This is a genomic window from Dactylosporangium maewongense, from assembly GCF_039531485.1.
In the GTDB taxonomy this organism is placed as follows: Bacteria; Actinomycetota; Actinomycetes; order Mycobacteriales; family Micromonosporaceae; genus Dactylosporangium; species Dactylosporangium maewongense.
In genome coordinates, this window is record NZ_BAAAQD010000020.1 from 59,021 (window position 1) to 76,799 (window position 17,779).

Consider the following 17,779-nt stretch of genomic DNA (forward strand, 5'->3'; position numbering starts at 1 on the left):
CTCCTGCTCGCGCAGGCCCTCAGACCCGGGCCATCGACGTGTACGGCTCCAACGCCCGGGCGAGCGCCTCCGGCACACGGGCCGGCACCGTCCTGGTGTTCGGCCCGCGCATGCAGGCCACCCGCTGGCCGCCCCGGGCGACGAGCAGCTCGCCGCCGTCGCCGACCCGCACGTAGTCGAAGCTGAACTCGATCTGGGTCTGCGCCAGTTCCACCAGCCGCATCCGGATCGACAGATCGTCGAACGCGGTGATCTCGGCGAAGAACTCGCAGCCGACCCGGAGCGTGAAGAGCTTCAGGTCGTCCTGCAGGTCCGCGAGGACCTCGGGCGCCTTCGTCTTGAGGAACAGCTCCCGGCAGCGCCCCTGCCAGCGCAGGTAGTTGACGTAGTACACGTTGCCGACGAGGTTGGTCTCCTCGAAGCCGACCGTGTGCTGGTACTCGAAGTACGACTCCATCACTGCTCCCCTCCGGTCAGTACCGCGAAGACGACCGGCCTGTCGACGCCGCGCACGGTGGTGGCGAAGGTCGCCACGCACGCGTCCCCGGCCGAGTAGACGACCCAGCCGGCCCGCGACGACGGCATCAGGCTCAGCGGCCCGAGCGTCGAGCGGCCCGCCTTCTGCACGCACTCCACGGCCGCCCACACCCGCGTCGCCGCGGTGTCGGCGTCCTCGCCGGTCAGGTCGGCGGCGAGGTCCGCCAGCCCGGCGTGCTGGCCGAGCAGCCCACGCCACTCCTGCGCCGTGCGGGCGGTGACCGCCTCGAGGTCGCAGCCGAGCACGCCGGTGGCGGCGGTGCAGAGCGTCAGCCCCGCGCCGTGCGCCGCGGAGACCGTGCGCGGGTCGTCGACCTCCGGCTTGCCGTCGGGCCGGTACCGCACCTCGACGGCGCGGCCGAAGACCCGACCGGCGGCCAGTGCGGTGCGGGCCCGCCGCTGCTCGACGTGGTCCTCACCGCCGGCGGCACCTTCAGGACCGTCCGGCTCGACCGCGACCGCGACCCTGGTGCCGACGAGGTCCTCGAGGGTGCGCTCCAGGTAGGAGCCCAGCAGCGGCGCCACCCACGGTCCCCGGCCGTCCAGCTTGCGCACGGCCCGCAGGTGCAGGCCGTCCCACCGCTCGACCACGGTGCCGGCGGCGTCGCGCAGCGCGATGTCGTAGATGTACAGGTCGCCGTCGTGGCTGCGCTCGGTGGCGCAGTACCGCAGCCCGGTCGCCGACGTGAGCCCCTCCCCCGCCGGGTAGATGCGCTCCACGCCCGCCGGCAGCAGGGTCGCGTCGGGGACGCAGACCTGGTTGCCGTGCATGAGCGCGTCCCGCACGCCGGGGTCGCCGAGCAGCAGTCGGTCCGGCAGGTACCCGGCGAACCACCGGGTGTCCGGGTCGGCGGCCAGGTCGGCGTCGACGTCGCGGGCCGCGACCCGGTGGTAGGAGCGCAGCCGCTGGAACCGGCCGCCCTGGAACAGCACCCCGTCGTAGAGCTCGGTGCGCGGGTCCAGCGGCACCGCCGGCATGGCGTCGGCCTGCACGGGCGGGCCGTCGGGGGCGTCGCCGCGGTCCAGCCGCAGCCGCGCCCGGAAGTGCTCGGCGGCGAACTGTGTCTCGGCGCTGCGGATGACGACCTCGACGGTGTCGTCGGCGGTGACGACCGCGGCGACCCGGATGACCGTGCTGCCGTCCGGCGGCACCACGATCGGCCGCAGGAAGCGCGCGTCCTCGATGACGGGCCCGCCCTCGTGGCCGGTGACGGCGGCCGCGACCTGGGCCATCGCCTCCATGCCGAACACCGCCGGGAAGAGCAGGTTGCCGTCGAGGAGGTGGTCGGCGAGGTACAGGTCGCTGCCGGCGCTCAGCTCGGTCTCGCAGACCAGCTCGACGCCGTGGTAGCGCACCAGCGGCCGGTCCACGAAGCGCAGCAGCGGCAGCTCCGGCTTGTCGTAGCGGACCGTGTCGATGCCCGTCGTACGGCCGCTGATGACGACGACCGACGGGGCCTCCGGGTCGGCGAGGAGCCGGCGCAGGATGGCGATGCCCTGGTCGGGGGTGACGGGGACGACGCCCTCGCGGGTCAGCGACTCCACCACCGACAGGCGCTCGCCCATGCCGACGCCGGACCACACCGACCACTCCATGCAGATGCTGCGGCAGTTCGGGAAGTCCCGGCCGGTCTGCACGGTGAGGTCGGCGAGCCACTCGTTGGCGGTGGCGTAGTGCGCCTCGCCGCGCAGGCCGGCCCGGCCGATGATGCTGCCGAGCGTCACCAGCAGCTTCAGCCCGGACGGGTCGACCGCGTCGAGGACCGCGCGCAGCCCGTCGATCTTCGGGGCGAACGTGCGCCGGAACGCGGCCATGTCGAGGCTGGTCACCGAGGCGGGCTCGTTGCGCCCGGCGCCGTGCAGCACGGCGGTGACCGGGCCCAGCTCCGCGGTGAGCTCGGCGACGGCCCGGCGGACCGCGGCGGCGTCGGTGACGTCGGCCTGCGCGTACCGGACGGTGATGCCGTGCTCGGTCATGCGGCGCAGGTTCGCCGACAGCTCCGCGTCCTGCGCCGGGTCGGACCGGCCGAGCAGGGCCAGCGCGGCCCCGCTGTCGCTGGCCATGGCGAGGGCGCACTCGGCGGTGATGCCCTTGCCGCCACCGGTGACGAGCAGCACGTCGGTGCGCGCGAGGGGCACGTGCGTGATGGCCGGCTCGACCGGCATCGCCCGCAGCGTCGGCACCCGCCGCACGCCGCCGAGGTCGTAGTACGCCTCCGCGAAGCCGTTCGTCGCGGCGACCTCGGCGACGACCCAGCCGACCGCGGTGGGGACCGCCGGCACGTGCACGACCGTCGTGGTGAGGTGCGGCGCCTCCAGCCGGACCGTCTTGGCCAGGCCGGCCGCGCCGCGGCCGTGCTGCACGAGCACGAACCGCTTGGCCGTGCCCTGACCCTGGTCCCGGCCGGTCACCGCCGCCTTGGCGCCGTGCAGCGCGAACTGCAGCTGCTCCTCGGTGCACTGCTCGGGCAGGCAGACCAGCAGCCCGGCGCCGACCCCGGCGCGCTCCAGCTCGCGGCGCAGCGGCTCGGCGAGCGGGTTGCCGGCGTCGGCGTAGACCTGCCAGGCGCCGTTGTCCTGCGGCGCGGTGCGCGGCGGCAGCGGCAGCTCGTCGAGGTCCAGCGACCACGGCCGGGCCCACGGTGCCGCACCGGCCACCTGGGCGGCCGCGGACGCGGCGCCGTCGCCGTTCTGCGCGGTCGCGGCGAGCGTGTCGAGCGCCTCGGCCAGCTCCTCGATGGTCGCGGTGGCGAGGTTCGTCGGCAGCTGCGCCACCGGCAGGTTCATCTGCTGGGCGACCTGGTTGAGCACCTGGCCGACGGTGATCGAGCTCAGGTGCAGGTCGTCCAGCAGCCGGCTGCTCGTGCCGACCAGCTCGATCGGCAGCTCGGCCCGGTCGGCGGCGAAGCGCCGCAGCAGCTCGACGCTGGACTCCGCCGGCCGGTCCTCGGGGGCCCGCACGTCGCCGCCGGCCGGCGTGACCGGATCGGCCGCCGGCTGCGGCACCACCGTGAGGGCGACCCTGCGGCGGACCACCGGCGCCGTCGGCGCCTGCTCGCAGGGGCTGGCGAAGAACGAGAACGTCGCGCCGACCGAGACCGGCCGGATGAGCCGGCCGTGGAACAGCGCGCTGTCGACCGGTGCGGCGCCCACGATGTACGCGGCCGCGACGGCCCGCAGCACGCCCGCGAGGGACTCGTCGTCGGTGTCCAGCGCCACGGTCGGCACGTCGGTCACCGACGCCGCCAGCTGGCTGAGCACCCGGCCGGGGCCGACCTCGATGAACAGGTCGATGTCCTTGGCGGCCAGCTCGACCGCCTGGTTGAACAGCACCGGGTCGGTGATCTGGCGGTGCAGCAGCGTGGCGACGTCGGTGTCGCGGGTGAGCACGTCGCCGGTCACGGTGGAGACGACCCGCCGGCCGACCGGGGAGAAGTCCTCCTCGGCCAGGGCGGCGCCGAACGCCGCCGCGGCCGGGGCGACCAGCGGGGAGTGGAAGGCGTGCGACACGTGCAGCCGGGACCACTGCACGCCGGCGGCCGCGGCCCGCTCGCACACGGTCTGCACCGCGTCGACCGGCCCGGCGACGACGGTCTGGTTGGGCCCGTTGTAGCCGGCGATGACGACCGGCAGCCCGGCGACGAGGGTCTCGACGGCCTCCGGCCCGGCGGCGATGCCGGCCATCGTGCCCGACGCGCTGTGCTGCGACATGGTGCGCCCGCGCAGGGCGGCGACGCGCAGCAGCGCGGCCTCGTCCATCACGCCGGCCCACTGCAGCGCGGCGAGCTCGCCGAGGCTGTGCCCGACGGCGACGGTCGCCTCGATGCCCAGCGTCGACATGACCCGCAGGCCGGCCATCGAGCCGGTGACGATGCGCGGCTGGGCCACCTCGGTGGCGACGACGTCGCCGGTCACCGGCAGCGCCGCGTCCACGTACACCTCCTCCGCCTCGGCGAACCGGCGGCGCAGCGCCCCGCCGGAGACGCCGCGGCCGGAGCCCTGGCCGGGGAACAGGAACCCGATCTTGCCGGGCCCGCTGGCGTGGCCGAGGAAGCTGCGGCCGTCGGCGGCGAAGTGGGTGGTCTCCCCCGCGTCGAGGACCTCACACAGCCGGCGCAGGCTCTGCACGGCGTTGTCAGGCGAGGAGGCGATGACGGCGGCGCGGTAGGGCAGGTCGCGCAGCCCGTTGTGCAGCGTGGCGGACAGGTCCGACAGCTGCGCGTAGGAGAGCTTCGGCACGAAGTGCACGAGCTCGTCGAGCTTCTCCCGCAGCTCCTGCGCGGAGGCCGCGTCGGCCAGCAGCAGCTCGACGTCCTGCAGCGAGGACGCGAGCGCCTTGGTGCGGCTGTCCATCGGCACCCGGCGGCGCGGCGCGGCGTTCTCCAGCACGATGTGGGTGTTGATCCCGCCGAAGCCCATGGCGGTGACGCCGACGCGCACCGGCGTCTCCCGCGGCCACGCCTCGGCCTTGCGCAGCACCCGCAGGGCCGGCGCGTCGCCGGTGAGCACCTCGTGCGGGTCGCGGGTGCCGATCGCCGGCGGCAGCACCTGGTGGTACGCGGCCAGGGACGCCTTGATGAGCCCGGCGACGCCGGCGGCGGCCTTGGTGTGGCCGATCATGCCCTTGATCGAGCTGATCGCGGCCGGCGTGCCGTCCGGGTCCGCCTCGCGGCGGGCCTCCGACAGGGCGGTGAGCTCGGTGGCGTCGCCGACCTTCGTGCCGGTGCCGTGCCCCTCGAACAGCGCGACGGTCTCGATGCCGAAGCCGGCCCGCTCGTACGCGCGGCGCAGGGCCAGCTTGTAGCCGTTGGCCTCCGGCCGGGTCATGCCGCCCTTGCCGTCGGAGGAGATGCCCCAGCCGGCGATGGACGCGTAGATGCGGTGCCCGGCGGCGACCGCCTCCGGCTCGCGCATGAGCACGACCATGCCGCAGCCCTCGCCCGGCCAGAAGCCGTTGGAGCCGCGGTCGTAGACCCGCATCTCGCCGGTGGCGAGCGCGCCCGTCTTGGCGAAGCCGATGATCTCGAACGGGTCGATGGACAGGTCGACCCCGCCGGCGACGGCGACGTCGGCCTCGCCGTCGATGAGCGCCTTGCACGCGGTCGCGACGGACAGCAGCGACGAGGAGCAGGCCCCGTCGACGGTGTACCCGCCGCCCTTGAGGTCGAAGTGGTTGCAGATCCGGCCGGCGATCGTGTTGGACAGCGCGCCGGCGAGGGTGTCCTCGTCGATCTCCGGGAACGGCGACTTGTACGCGTCCTCGAAGTCGGCCAGGAAGTTCTGCAGCTGGTCGTCGTCCCAGTCCTGGGCCTTGAGCGCGGCGGTCACCATGCGGCTCACGTACGGCCAGCGCAGCCGCATCTGGTTGGCACGGGCGAACTCGCCGGTGAGGCTGTTGCCGACGATGACGGCGGTGCGCTCGCGCGGCAGGCCCTCCGCCATCGGGAAGCCGGCGTCGGCGAGCGCGAGCGCGGCGATGTCCAGGGCGAGCCAGTGGGTGAGGTCGGTCGCGCGGTACGTGCTGCCGGCGATCTTGTAGGCGATCCGGTCGAACTCGTAGCCGTCGATGACGGCGGCGAGCCGGGCGTAGAAGCGGTCCCGGGCCTTGGGGTCGGCGTCGTAGTAGTCGTCCAGCCGCATGCGTTCGTCGGGCAGCTGGCGGAACGCGCGGCGCCCCGCGAGCGCGTTCTCCCACAGCTCCCGGGGGGACGTGGCGTCCGGGTATCGGCACGCCATGCCCACCACGGCGATGTTGGTCATGTCAGGTCACCTTTCCGTGGCCGGCACGAGCGCGTGCTTGATGCGCTGCCGCCAGATCTCGTAGGCGGGGATCTCGTCGTCGAAGGGCAGCCCGATGAGCGCCTCGTCGGTCACCTTGGCCGCGGCGGCGGTGGACTGCTCGCAGAAGACCCGGGTCGCGACCTCGTTGTGCGCCACGACGAGCCCGGCCCGGACCCGGGCGCCGGCCGCGAACGCCGAGCCCTGCGCCACGTCCGCGGCGTACTGGCCGGCGGCGTCGCGGAACCAGGTCAGCTCGGCCTCGTCGGCGCCGCCGGCGTACGTGGCGGCCAGGCCGGCGCCGGCGTACAGGTCGGCGCGGCGGCGCTCGTCGAACTTGTCGAACGCGGCGACGACGCGCCGCGGGTCGGTGCCGCACACGAACCAGGTGGCCCGTCCGACCCCCTGGTCGGTGGCGCGGGCGGCGTACCAGGACGGCCCATCGGCCGGCCACGGGAAGGACTCGTCCTGGTAGCACTCGTGCACGTAGCGCTGGGTCTTGAAGTAGGCCTGGTGGAAGCCGTAGCCGTCCAGCACCAGCCAGCGCAGCAGCGGGTCCGGCGCGTGCAGCGTGTTCCAGCGGAACTTCGGGATCCGGGCCATCGCCCAGCCCACGCCGACGTACACCATGTAGATGTGGTCGTCGGCGGGGCCGGCGAGGAAGTCCTCGACGTGCCGGCGGCCGCCGACGGGGAGCCCGTCGCGGACGCCGAAGGCCATGGCCGCGCCCTCGTAGGCGAAGCCGCGGTAGGCGTGCGGGATGTCGGCGAGCCGCGCGTCCGCCTCGGCCGGCTGCCCGACCTCGGCGGCGATCGCGTACCCGGCGAGGAACTGACGGCCGACGTTCTCCAGCCGGTCGCGCGCCTCGGCGTTCTTCACGTGAAAGCCCCGGACATCCATTTTGGTTTCCGAGACGTTTGGCGTCAGGACGCGCCGGCGGAGAGATTGAAACATCGTCATTTCGGGTTCCCCCAGATAGACCGTTTCAACAAATTGTCGTCGACCTATATAGGTGACGTCATCTCCGCCATTGCGACCGTTGCATTCCCTGAACGCGGCGAGTGCCGGTTCCTACCGCACGGACGCGGCCGGCACGGCGATGGCCTCGCGGATCTTGCGGCGCCACGCCTCGTAGTCCAGCTCCCCCTCGACGGTGGTGCCGCCCACCGCCACGTCGTCGGCGAGCTCCGCGGCCCGGGCGACGGTCAGGTCGGTCAGCGCCGCCACCGCCACCGCGGTGTGCTCGGGCTCGAAGCCGGAGAAGACGCGGGCCTTGGCCGCGAAGACCGAGCCCTGCGCGACGTGGGTCCAGTGCTCCCCCGACTCGCGGCGCAGCGCGGCGAGCCCGGCCGCGTCGCTGCCGCCGGCGAACGTCGCCGCCAGCCCGACGCCGCTCCACAGGTCGGCCTGCCGGTCGGCGGCGAAGCGGCCCACCGCGGCCGCCACGCCGGGCACCTGCCCGCCGTGGATGAACCACAGCGCCCGGCCGATGCCCTGGTCGCAGGCGCGCTGGAAGTAGTCGGCACGGCCCTGCCACGGGTAGGCCGCCAGTCGCTCCTGCCGGTCCACCCACCGCTCGGTCTGGAAGTAGGCGCGGTCGAAGCCGTAGCCGTCGACGGCGAGCCAGCTCATCGTCGGGTAGTACGGGGTGCCGGTGAGGTCCGGCAGGATCTTCTTCCACAGCGGCCGCGGCAGCCGGGCCATGGCGAAGCCGATGCCGATGTAGGTCAGGAACGTGTGCGGCACCGCCGGCCCGGACAGCAGGTCACGGGCCCGGTGGCCGCGACCGCCGGCCATCGCGTCGAGCACCGTGACCGCCATCGTCGCGCCCTCGTAGGCGAAGCCGCGCATCTCCGGCTCCACCAGCTCCAGCCGCTGGACCAGCTCCGTCTGCGTCTTGGTGTCGATGCCCCACTCGAAGCCGACGAGGACCGCCTGCGGGATCGCCTCGAGCCGGCGGGTCGCGTCGGTCGGCTCGACCGGGAACCCCCGCTGCGCGAAGGAGACCTCCTTGAACGACGGCGTCAGCACCAGGCGCCGCAGGGAACCGAGTGTGCTCGGCATGGTCGTGCCTCCTCAAACCTGGATCGGTCCGGCCGGAGGCGGGCGCCTCGGGCCTCAGGGACGTCGCAACCGGCGTCCCAGGCGCAGCAGCACCGCGAACGCGAGCGCGAGCAGCAGCACCGCGTCGACGGCGAGCAGCGCCATGTTCATCGGGTCGTCGCTGATGTGCTGGTGCCCGGCGGCCGCGGCGGCGGCCGGGTCGTCGCCGCCGACGGGTGCGGCGGCCACGCCCACGCCGAAGCGGGTCACCGCCGACAGCTCCGCGCCGCCGGCCAGCCGCACGTGGTACGCGACGAGATACGTGCCGCCGGTCAGCTCGACGGGCACGGTGAGGGTGTTGCCGTCCAGCCGGACGGGGCCGGTGGTCACCGGCAACCCGCCTTCGGTGGCGACGGCCAGGTGGTAGTCGTACGTCGCGAGCTCACCGGTGAACGTCGCGGTCACCGCGGCCGGTGCGGTGGTCACGGTCGCGCCGTCGGCGGGGTCCATCGTGGACAGCCGGGCCGGCGCCGGCTCCGCCAGCAGCGCGAAGGCCAGGACCGCGGCGGCGACCGCCCCGATCACCCAGGCGACCGGGGAGCGCAGGGCCGAGCGGAGCCCGCGGGCGCGGGCCCCACTCGACGTCGTCATGGTCATACGGCGCCGGCCGCGACCAGCGGCCTGGCGCAGTTGCACGGTGCCGCCTGCGCCTCCGCGCGGTTCGGGCGCATGTGCAGGATGACCGCGACCACCATCGGCAGGAAGACGATGGTGTTGTAGAACAGGTGCAGCTCCACCCGCGGGAACACCGTCTGCAGCACGCTCGTGGGCACCGCCGCGCCGAACAGGAAGTGCCCGGTCTGCGCCTGCAGGAACAGCAGCAGGTGCTCGATGTGGTGCCAGAACTGGATCGCGAGGGCGATCGTCCACCAGGTCCGGGCCCGGCCGGTGAACGCCCCCCGCAGCGCGAACAGCGCCACCAGCATCACCAGCGCGTAGCCGTAGTGCAGCCACTCGCTCTTCACCAGCCACGGGTAGGCCAGCCCCAGCACGCCGCGCGACTCCTTCAGCGGCCAGTGCAGCACCCAGATCTGGTACGCCTGCGCCAGGTGCTCGGCCCAGTGCGCCAGGACCACCACCATGAACAGGTTCAACCCGACGCGGTGGAAACGGCCGTTCAGGCCGCCCGGCCGTCCCTGCGCCAGCTCGACTCTCGCCACTTCGACTCCTCTACATTGCCGGTGGTGCTCACAAACGGCGCCGCCACGGCGCGGGCCGCCGCCATCCGGTTGCCGATCAGCCGCGACGCGGCGAAGGCGGACCACGCGACGGCGTCCACGAGCGCGGCGTCGGCGGGCTCGACCCGGCGGAACTCGGCGACCGTGCCCTCGTCGACCTGGTAGGACGACAGCGCCGTCAGCAGCGCCAGCCGGCCGGCGGGCCGCTCGTGCGCCGGCAGGTCGGCGATCAGGTCCTCGCACCACGCTGTGCTCAGGCCGGTGTCCTCGCCGCGCCACGCGTCCAGGCGGTCCAGGACCAGCCGGCGCACCGAGAGGGGCAGGGACCGGGCGCCGGCGAACTCGAACGCCTGGTAGGAGCGGGCGATCGCGCCGGCGATGTCCCGGTTGGCGCCGGCCCAGGCCGCGTCGACCGGCATCGGCGCGGGGCCGAGCAGCCCGACGGACCGGCCGCCCTCGCGCGGCGTGCGCAGCGTCGGGCGCAGCAGCCGGCTGATGCCCTGCTTCATCCGCCGCCGCGAGCGGGGCCCGAGCCCCGGCGGCAGCAGGAAGTTGGAGAGGAACACGTTCACCATGCGGCTCACGTAGTGGAAGGCCACGACGACGCCGAGCAGCTCGGCCCGTTCGGCGGCGCTCAGCCCCACCGGCTCCGGCGCGGCGTCGTCGAGCTGGTGCCCGGTGCGGGCCCACGCGGTCACCGCGCGCAGCTCGGGGTCGAGCATCGCCTCGACCCGGTCACCGGCGACCGCCTCCGCGTCGTGCTCGCCGGTCAGGTCGTACATGCCGACGCTGTGCATCTCCACGCAGTAGGGGCAGATGTTGGCGACCGCGACGGCGGCGGCGACCGCCTCCTTCGCGTCGCGGCCGACGGTGGGCCCGGCGAGCGGCTCGCGGGTGAGCATCCAGTAGGCGGCGAGCAGGTCCGGCGACGGCGAGTGCAGCTGCGCCGGCGGGACCACGAGCCGCATCTCGTCGGCGACCTGCGCGTAGACCTGCGCCACCACGCCGGAGGCCGCCGGTAACGACACCGGCGTCACATACCTGACCTGTCGCTGGATCACCGAGGAAGCCACCCGACTGATGACCACAGCCGCCTCCCGTCGTCGTCGGGCTGCACTGCCCGCAGCCACCCCGCTGCTGGGCCACACTAGCGACGCGACAATGCCGCTGGACATAGCCGAACATCGAGCTGACACAAACAGCGCATGATTGAAGAACCGTCAATTCCGCAGCACAGCCGGAGATGCATTTCGATGGCTTGGACGGGCAGGATGCCGCTAACTCTTCTCGCCTTATGTCAGGAGTTGCCGTGCAATCCGACACCACTGCCGCAAGTGTGTCCGATGTGGACATCGAGCCGCTCCAGGCGATGACCATCGAGGCGTACGCGGACACCATCATCCCCGGGGAGCGGCGCTTTCCGGACGACCGGGTGTGCGCGGGTGCGGCGCCCGGCGGCGGTGCGGTCGCCGCCGGCGCGCTGGAGCTGCTGACGTGGTCCGCCGGCGGGCTCGCCGAGCAGCTCGGCACGTTCGCCTTCCTGCTCGACATGCACGCCACCGAGTACGCCGCCGAACACGACCTGACCCTCGACGACGACGTCCCGCCGTTCGTGGCGCTGGACTTCGGGCACCGCACCGCGCTCGTGCGGCGGCTCACCGACCCCGGCCACCCGGAGAAGCAGATCTGGGTCGGGCTGGCGCTGTTCAGCAACATGGCCTACGACAGCGCCGCGCACATGAACACCACCGACGCGCTCGCGGCGGGCCACCCCGGCCTGCTCGCGATCGGCTACGCGACCCCGGAAGCCGACGGGCTGTGGCGGTTCCCGCGGTTCTCCTACGGCCGCCAGCTGGCCCCCATCCACCCGAACACGACCCCGACCGGGAGCCCGGCATGACGTACGTGGAATCGACCGACGTCCTGGTGATCGGCAGCGGCTTCGGCGGCGCGATCACCGCCTACCACCTCGCCGCCGGCGGCGCGAAGGTGGTCGTCCTGGAGCGCGGCCCGTGGCTGGAGGCCGACGAGTTCGACCACGACTTCAAGCTCGGGTCGTCCTACACGCGGGCGTTCGACTTCGTCGTCGGCGACGGGATGAGCATCCTCGGCGGCAACTGCGTCGGCGGCGGCAGCGTCGTCTACTTCGCCACGATGCCCCGCGCGCCGCGGTTCGTCTTCGAGCGCCACGGCAGCATCGGCCGCCGGATGTGGCCCGCCGCGATCACCCGCGACACCCTCGACCCGTGGTACGACGTGGTCAGCGAGGCCCTGCCGATCACCCCGCAGCGCTGGGAGCAGATCCCCTACGCCGGCGGCCTGTTCGCCGCCGCGTGCGCGCACGCCGGGCGCACCGCCAACCCGTCGCCGTCCGCCGTCGACGTCAGCAAGTGCACCAACTGCAACTGGATGATGGCCGGCTGCCGCTTCGACGCGAAGCGCTCCCTGCTGCTCAACTACCTGCCGGGCGCGCTCGCCCACGGCGCGCAGATCCGCCCGCTGCACGAGGTGCAGCGGCTGACCCGGCACGACGACGGCTCCTACCGGGTGCACTACCGCGTCGTCGACGACGAGGACTACCGGATCCTGCACGACGAGGGCGCGATCGACGCGAAGATCGTCATCGTCGCCGCCGGCTCCGGCGCCACCCCGGTCATCCTGCAGCGCTCCGAGGCCGACCTGGGCACCATGCCGCACGCGGTCGGGCGGTACTTCTCCGGCAACGGCGAACGGCTCAACACCGCGATCTTCAACGAGGACCGGGTCCGTGACGTGCTCGGCCTGGACCGCGGCGACGGGGTGCCCTACGAGGCGTACCAGATCGGCCGCGGCCCCACCGTCGCCAGCTGGGACAAGCTCGACGGCTCGCTGCCGGAGTACGAGCGCTACTCGCTGGAGCAGCTGTACTTCCCGCCCGGCCTCGGCACGATCCTGGCGCAGGTCAAGGACCCGTCCGCGGCCAGCTGGTTCGGCGTGGAGAAGAAGGAGATGCTGCGGACCTGGAAGTCGTGGCTGACCATCTTCACGATGTCCGAGGACGACAACGAGGGCGTGTTCGGCCCGCCGCCGGAGACCGGCAACGCCCACCGGATGTCGCAGCAGATGCTCGGCCACGGCCCGCTGTCCTACAAGCCGACGAAGAACACCTGGCGCGGCTGGGACCTGTCCGACGCCGACGTCAAGGACATCCTGGAGCGCGACGGGCTGGCGACGGTGACGCCGTGGACCAACGACCTCATCGGCGCCTACACCGTCCACCCGCTCGCGTCGTGCCGCATCGGCGACGACCCGGCGACGTCCGCCCTCGACGACTCTCACGAGCTGCGCGGCCACCCCGGCATCTTCGTCACCGACGGCTCCGCGGTCCCCGGCGCCCTCACCGTCAACCCGGCGCTGACCATCTCGGCCCTCGCCGAGCGCGCGGTGCCCGGCATCGTCAAGGCGCTGCAGGCCCGCGGCGTCGCCGTCACCTACGGCGCGCCATCGCCCACCGGCCAGTCCTTCGCCCGGCGGCCCGTGCTGAACCGGTCCTAGCCCCCTCCGGCCACTGGAGCCCGCCGGACCACCTTCCGGCGGGCTCCTGCACACCAAGGACCCGAACGAGCGGCTCCCTTCACCCCTGTGAGGCTTCCCGTGTCCCTGTTCACCCGTGTGGCCGGTCGCATCGCGCTGCCCCACATCGGTCGCGTGACACCCGTCGAGCCGTCGTCCGCGACCGGTCTCGTCGGTCAGGTGTACCGCCAGGTCGAACGCGACTTCGGCATGCTGGCCCCGCCGGTCGCGCTGCACTCGCCGGCGCCCCCGGTGCTCGCCGCCGCCTGGACGATGCTGCGCGAGACGCTGCTCGTGACCGGCACCGTGCCCCGCGCGACGAAGGAGGCGGTCGCCGCGGCGGTCTCGGCGGCCAACGCGTGCCCCTATTGCGTCGAGATCCACGGCGCCGCCCTCACCGGCCTCGGTGGCGGGCCCGACGCCCAGGCGATCGCCGCCGGCCGGCTCGACGACGTCGCCGACCCGCGGCTGCGCGCGATCGCCCGCTGGGCCCGCGACCCGGTCCTCGGCGCCGCGGCGCCGTTCCCCGCCGCGCAGCTGCCGGAGCTCGGCGGCGTCGCGGTCGTCTTCCACTACATCAACCGGATGGTCAGCGTCTTCCTGCGGCCCTCGCCGCTGCCGCCGCTGCCCGCCTTCACCCGCCGCGGCACGCTGTGGGTGGCCGGGCGGATGATGGGCGCCTTCGCCCGCCGCGAGGCCTCCCCCGGCACGTCGCTGGACCTGCTGCCGCCCGCCCCCGTGCCGCCGGACCTGGCGTGGGCCGGGCAGACCCGCATCGCCGACGCGTTCGCCCGGGCCGGCGCGGCCGTCGAGGAGGCGGCCGTCCCCGTGGTGCCGGAGCGCATCCGGTACCTGCTGCTGACGCGGCTGTCCGAGTGGGACGGCAGCCCGCCGGGCGTGTCGGCGTCCTGGGCGGACGCGGCGCTCGCGGGCGTGCCCGACGACGAGGTGGCCGTGGGCCGGCTCGTCCTGCTGACCGCACAGTCGGCCTACCAGGTCGGCGACCGCGCCGTCGGCGCGTTCCGCGACCGCGACCCGCGCGACGCGTCGCTGGTGGCGGCGGTCTCCTGGGCGGCGCTCACCGCGGCCCGCTGCATCGGCGCCCGCCTGCCCGACGGCGCACCGGCCGTCTGACACGAAAAGACCGGCGGCGCTGTGCATCATGCGCCGCCGGTGCCGGTCGTGCTGTGACCCGTGCCGCGGCTCAGGCCTTGGGCACGTCGAACAGGTTGGGCACCCGGGCGGTGAACGCGATGTCGCCCTTGGCCTTCATCTTGCCGAGCATGAACAGCGCGATCGGGCTCGCGTTGCCCGTCACCATCTTCAGGAAGTCGACGGCGCCGATGCTGAGCTCCAGCGTCGGCGTGCGGTCCGGCCCGGGCGACAGCGTGCAGGTGCGGTCGGCGATGACGAGCTCGTAGGTGTCGGCGCCGCCGTCCGGCCGGTCCCCGACCTTCCAGTGCAGCACCGCGTTGGCCGAGCCGGCCCGGTCGGCGCGGAACACGCCGGGCATCCGCACGAACACCTCGTCGAGCACCGCCCGGCGCTGCTCGCCGGTCATGAGCCTGCGCAGGTCCCCGGCGGAGCTGCGCTTCACCACCTGGGCGAACTCCGCCTGCGGGAGCGTTGCCGGGTTGACGTCGGGCACGGTCATGGCTATCCCCTTCCACCACCCGCCGCATCAAGCCGATGCAAGGCGGCTCTGCCCAGCACCCTAGACATCGACGCCCGCCACCACGTCTCCATCCGTGCGGGCTTTACCGCAGCGGGAAGCGCCCCTTGCGCCACTGGAAGTGGCCGCCGGCCTTGAAGTGCTCGACGACGGCGCGCTGCAGCGCGGTGGTCTGCGGCAGCTGGTCGAGCGGCGTGGTCAGGGTCCGGAACACGAACCGCCGCACCTCGACGTCGGGGTCGATCCCTTCCGCCTCCTCGTACGGCTCCAGCTCGAACCGGCGCTGGAACCGCACGATGTTGGAGTCCTCCGGCAGATACTCCAGCAGCTGCGGGTCCAGCAGCCACGACCCGCAGGCGAACTCCGTGTAGGCCTCGTCGGGGAAGTGCACCGGGAAGAACGCGCGCGCCTCGGCGAGGGACGCGTCGATCGCCGCCGGCGTCAGCGGGCCGGAGTCGGGCACGTGCAGGTCGATCGCGCCCACGCCGCGCTGGTGCTGCAACCGCCCCAGCTCGTAGACGCCGCCCCGCCAGTGCAGGCTCAGCCAGGCCTGCATGACCGGCCAGCCCTCGCCCCGCATCCGCCGGTCGACCGCCAGGTTGCGCCCGAGGTCCGCGAGCGTCGCCCACGACACCTCCTCGGCGACGCCGTGCTCGCGGTGGTACCCCATGACGGCGTCCACCAGCGCCAGGTAGACGTACACGTAGAGATGCCGCCACGCCGGGCCCCGGTCGCGCGGCAGCTCCGGCCCGGGCACCAGCCAGCCATACCCGCCGAGGTCCGCGCGCACGAGTGCGGCCGAGCGGTCGAGCAGCCACCGCAGCTCGTCCGTCCACAGTGGAGAATCCGGGTCGGGCCACCCCGCCATGATCTCGGCGGCGTCGTCCGCCCCCACCCCGAGCCGCTCCAGCATCGCGGGCGCGGCACCCTTGGCGGGCAACGCCGCCGGCGCGGGGTCCCCGGCCAGGCCGTGCACCCGCGCGATCTCCTCAGCACCCACCCCGAGCCGGGCGGCGATGTCGTCCAGATCCACGCGGACGACCCTACCTGGCATCTACCTGCCGGACGGGGACACCGCCGCCGGGAACGTGACGCGGGCGAGGCGCTCCGAGATCTCCCAGGCGCGGGCGGCGTCGGCCTCGCCGCGGAGGCGGGGGTAGACCGGCTGCTCGGCGGGAGCGCCGGACAGGTGCTGGAACCCGCTCGGGCCGTAGAGGCGGCCGCCGCCGGCGTCCGGGGAGGTCGCCGCGTACAGGGCGGGCAGCAGCGCGGACTCGACGGTGCCGAAGAGAATCCCGTGGCGGCCGAGCGCGCGGATGAGGCGGCCGCCCGCGGTGGCGCGGGCCCGGCCGACCTCGGGCCGCGCCTGCAGCAGGCTGGTGGCGGCGACGCCCGGGTGGGCGAGGTTGCTGGTGATGCCCCAGCCGCCGGCCCGGCTGCGCCGGTCCAGCTCGAGGCCGAACAGGCCGAACGCGATCTTCGACTGGCTGTAGGCCCGCATCCCGTCGTAGGAGCGTTCCCAGTTCAGGTCGTCCCAGTTGATGGCGTTCTGGTTCGCGGCGATGCTGATCTGCGAGGTCACGCGGGCGTGGCCGGCGCGCAGCAGCGGCAGCAGGTGGCCGACGAGCGCGACGTGACCGAGGTGGTTGGTGCCGAACTGCAGCTCGAAGCCGTCGGCGGTGGTCTGCCGCTGCGGCGGCGTCATCACGCCCGCGTTGTTGACGAGGAAGTGGATCGGGCGGCCCTCCTCGCGCAGGGCGGCGCCGAGCGCGGCGACCGAGGCGAGCGACGACAGGTCGAGCTCGCGCAGCGACAGGATGGCGTCCGGGTGCTGCTGCCTGATCGTCGCCACCGCGGCCTCGCCCTTGCGGCGGTTGCGCACGGGCATGACGACCTCGGCGCCGGCGGCGGCGAGCCGGGTGGCCAGGCCGAGCCCGACGCCGTCGCTCGCGCCCGTGACGACGGCGAGCTGTCCGTTGAGACTGGGAACGGTGATGTCCGGTTTGCGGGTCATGTCCCCACTGTGCGCGTGCTCCGCGGCCGTATCCACGGCCTCTCAATCCCAGGCTCCGCTCCGGCGACGGTGGTAGAACCGAGAGATGATCGACCGTGCCGGGCTCGCCGGGTTCCTGCGGCGGCGCCGCGAGTCACTGCAGCCAGAGGACGTCGGCCTGCCGCGCGGGCAGCGCCGCCGGACCGCCGGCCTGCGCCGCGAAGAGGTCGCGACGCTCTGCCACATCTCCGCCGACTACTACAGCCGCCTGGAGCGGGAGCGCGGGCCGCACCCGTCCGAGCAGATGATCGCCTCGATCGCGCAGGGCCTGCACCTGTCGCTCGACGAGCGCGACCATCTCTTCCGGCTCGCCGGTCACCGGCCGCCGGTACGGGGCACCACCAGCGCCCACATCAGCCCCGGCCTGCTGCGCATCCTCGACCGGCTCGCCGACACCCCGGCCGAGGTCGTCACCGAGCTCGGCGAGACGCTGCGGCAGACCCCGCTCGGCGTCGCGCTCACCGGCGACCTGACCCGCTACACCGGCCCGGCCCGCAGCATCGGCTACCGCTGGTTCACCGACCCCGCGTGCCGCGCCCTGTACCACCCCGACGACCACGCGCTGCACTCCCGCGTCTTCGCCTCCGGGCTCCGCGCGAGGGTCACGCTGCGCGGGCCCGACTCCTACGCCGCCCACCTCCAGCGGCTCCTGCTGGAGCGGAGCGAGGAGTTCCGGGCCGTCTGGGACGAGCACGAGATCGGCGTCAACTACAGCCACGTCAAGCGCTTCATCCACCCCGAGGTCGGCCTCCTCGAGCTGACGTGCCAGGCGCTGCTCGACCCCGACCAGTCGCACTCCCTGCTGGTCTACACCGCGGTCCCCGGCAGCGAGAGCCACGAGAAGCTCCAGCTGCTCGCCGTCATCGGCGCCCACCAGGTCGTCGCCACCGACGCGTGACGCGGGGC

At 73.7% G+C, this 17,779-nt stretch carries 14 protein-coding genes; 4 read left to right on the plus strand and 10 right to left on the minus strand.

What is annotated here, in order from left to right; genetic code table 11:
- Positions 1-19 precede the first annotated feature (19 nt).
- The 7 genes from ABD332_RS40010 to ABD332_RS40040 all read right to left on the minus strand — a co-directional run bounded on the left by ABD332_RS40010 (position 20) and on the right by ABD332_RS40040 (position 10,624).
- A complete protein-coding gene (locus tag ABD332_RS40010) occupies positions 20-457 on the minus strand; it encodes an acyl-CoA thioesterase (protein ID WP_344508703.1) in 438 nt (145 codons plus the stop codon).
- Positions 457-6,297 (minus strand): type I polyketide synthase, encoded by a 5,841-nt coding sequence (locus ABD332_RS40015; protein ID WP_344508704.1) that lies wholly within the window; start codon positions 6,295-6,297, stop codon positions 457-459. The genes ABD332_RS40010 and ABD332_RS40015 overlap by 1 nt, the downstream gene beginning before the upstream one ends.
- A gap of 6 nt (positions 6,298-6,303) precedes the next feature.
- Positions 6,304-7,275, minus strand: coding sequence for a DUF1702 family protein (locus ABD332_RS40020; protein ID WP_344508706.1), 972 nt, complete (start codon positions 7,273-7,275; stop codon positions 6,304-6,306).
- Positions 7,276-7,386: 111 nt separating this feature from the next.
- The gene (locus ABD332_RS40025) at positions 7,387-8,379 is read right to left on the minus strand and encodes a DUF1702 family protein (protein ID WP_344508708.1); all 993 of its coding nucleotides are present in this window, start codon (positions 8,377-8,379) and stop codon (positions 7,387-7,389) included.
- A 54-nt stretch (positions 8,380-8,433) separates the two neighbouring features.
- Positions 8,434-9,009, minus strand: coding sequence for a copper resistance protein CopC (locus ABD332_RS40030; protein WP_344508710.1), 576 nt, complete (start codon positions 9,007-9,009; stop codon positions 8,434-8,436).
- A gap of 2 nt (positions 9,010-9,011) precedes the next feature.
- Complete coding sequence (locus tag ABD332_RS40035) at positions 9,012-9,578, minus strand: hypothetical protein (protein ID WP_344508712.1); 567 nt, start codon at positions 9,576-9,578, stop codon at positions 9,012-9,014.
- Positions 9,536-10,624, minus strand: a complete 1,089-nt coding sequence (locus ABD332_RS40040; RefSeq protein WP_344508714.1) for a carboxymuconolactone decarboxylase family protein — start codon at positions 10,622-10,624, stop codon at positions 9,536-9,538. Before ABD332_RS40040 ends, ABD332_RS40035 begins: the two co-directional genes overlap by 43 nt.
- 341 nt (positions 10,625-10,965) lie before the next feature.
- Here ABD332_RS40040 and ABD332_RS40045 point away from each other — a divergent pair, with 341 nt between their 5' ends.
- The 3 genes from ABD332_RS40045 to ABD332_RS40055 all read left to right on the plus strand — a co-directional run bounded on the left by ABD332_RS40045 (position 10,966) and on the right by ABD332_RS40055 (position 14,282).
- A complete protein-coding gene (locus tag ABD332_RS40045; protein WP_344508947.1) occupies positions 10,966-11,496 on the plus strand; it encodes a DUF5987 family protein in 531 nt (176 codons plus the stop codon).
- On the plus strand, positions 11,493-13,130 hold the full coding sequence (locus ABD332_RS40050) for an FAD-dependent oxidoreductase (protein WP_344508716.1): 1,638 nt from the start codon (positions 11,493-11,495) through the stop codon (positions 13,128-13,130). Before ABD332_RS40045 ends, ABD332_RS40050 begins: the two co-directional genes overlap by 4 nt.
- Positions 13,131-13,283: 153 nt before the next feature.
- The gene (locus ABD332_RS40055) at positions 13,284-14,282 is read left to right on the plus strand and encodes a carboxymuconolactone decarboxylase family protein (RefSeq protein WP_344508718.1); all 999 of its coding nucleotides are present in this window, start codon (positions 13,284-13,286) and stop codon (positions 14,280-14,282) included.
- A gap of 70 nt (positions 14,283-14,352) precedes the next feature.
- On the opposite strand, the gene ABD332_RS40060 is transcribed toward ABD332_RS40055, so the two are convergent.
- From ABD332_RS40060 to ABD332_RS40070, 3 genes are all read right to left on the minus strand, one after another.
- Positions 14,353-14,802, minus strand: a complete 450-nt coding sequence (locus ABD332_RS40060) for an SCP2 sterol-binding domain-containing protein (RefSeq protein ID WP_344508720.1) — start codon at positions 14,800-14,802, stop codon at positions 14,353-14,355.
- Positions 14,803-14,905: 103 nt separating this feature from the next.
- Positions 14,906-15,853, minus strand: coding sequence for an acyltransferase domain-containing protein (locus tag ABD332_RS40065; protein ID WP_344508722.1), 948 nt, complete (start codon positions 15,851-15,853; stop codon positions 14,906-14,908).
- A gap of 21 nt (positions 15,854-15,874) precedes the next feature.
- Positions 15,875-16,834 (minus strand): SDR family oxidoreductase, encoded by a 960-nt coding sequence (locus tag ABD332_RS40070; protein ID WP_344508724.1) that lies wholly within the window; start codon positions 16,832-16,834, stop codon positions 15,875-15,877.
- An 85-nt stretch (positions 16,835-16,919) separates the two neighbouring features.
- On the opposite strand from ABD332_RS40070, the gene ABD332_RS40075 reads away from it, so the two are divergent.
- Positions 16,920-17,771: a helix-turn-helix transcriptional regulator gene (locus ABD332_RS40075; RefSeq protein WP_344508726.1), complete on the plus strand. Its 852-nt coding sequence runs from the start codon at positions 16,920-16,922 to the stop codon at positions 17,769-17,771.
- Positions 17,772-17,779: the final 8 nt, after the last annotated feature.

What these genes read in the sequence shown, in the direction of transcription:
- ABD332_RS40010 (WP_344508703.1), bottom strand. Translation starts at nt 457, where the DNA reads ATGGAGTCGTACTTCGAGTACCAGCACACGGTCGGCTTCGAGGAGACC.
- ABD332_RS40015 (WP_344508704.1), bottom strand. Translation starts at nt 6,297, where the DNA reads ATGACCAACATCGCCGTGGTGGGCATGGCGTGCCGATACCCGGACGCC.
- ABD332_RS40020 (WP_344508706.1), bottom strand. Translation starts at nt 7,275, where the DNA reads ATGACGATGTTTCAATCTCTCCGCCGGCGCGTCCTGACGCCAAACGTC.
- ABD332_RS40025 (WP_344508708.1), bottom strand. Translation starts at nt 8,379, where the DNA reads ATGCCGAGCACACTCGGTTCCCTGCGGCGCCTGGTGCTGACGCCGTCG.
- ABD332_RS40030 (WP_344508710.1), bottom strand. Translation starts at nt 9,009, where the DNA reads ATGACGACGTCGAGTGGGGCCCGCGCCCGCGGGCTCCGCTCGGCCCTG.
- ABD332_RS40045 (WP_344508947.1), top strand. Translation starts at nt 10,966, where the DNA reads ATGACCATCGAGGCGTACGCGGACACCATCATCCCCGGGGAGCGGCGC.
- ABD332_RS40050 (WP_344508716.1), top strand. Translation starts at nt 11,493, where the DNA reads ATGACGTACGTGGAATCGACCGACGTCCTGGTGATCGGCAGCGGCTTC.
- ABD332_RS40060 (WP_344508720.1), bottom strand. Translation starts at nt 14,802, where the DNA reads ATGACCGTGCCCGACGTCAACCCGGCAACGCTCCCGCAGGCGGAGTTC.
- ABD332_RS40070 (WP_344508724.1), bottom strand. Translation starts at nt 16,834, where the DNA reads ATGACCCGCAAACCGGACATCACCGTTCCCAGTCTCAACGGACAGCTC.
- ABD332_RS40075 (WP_344508726.1), top strand. Translation starts at nt 16,920, where the DNA reads ATGATCGACCGTGCCGGGCTCGCCGGGTTCCTGCGGCGGCGCCGCGAG.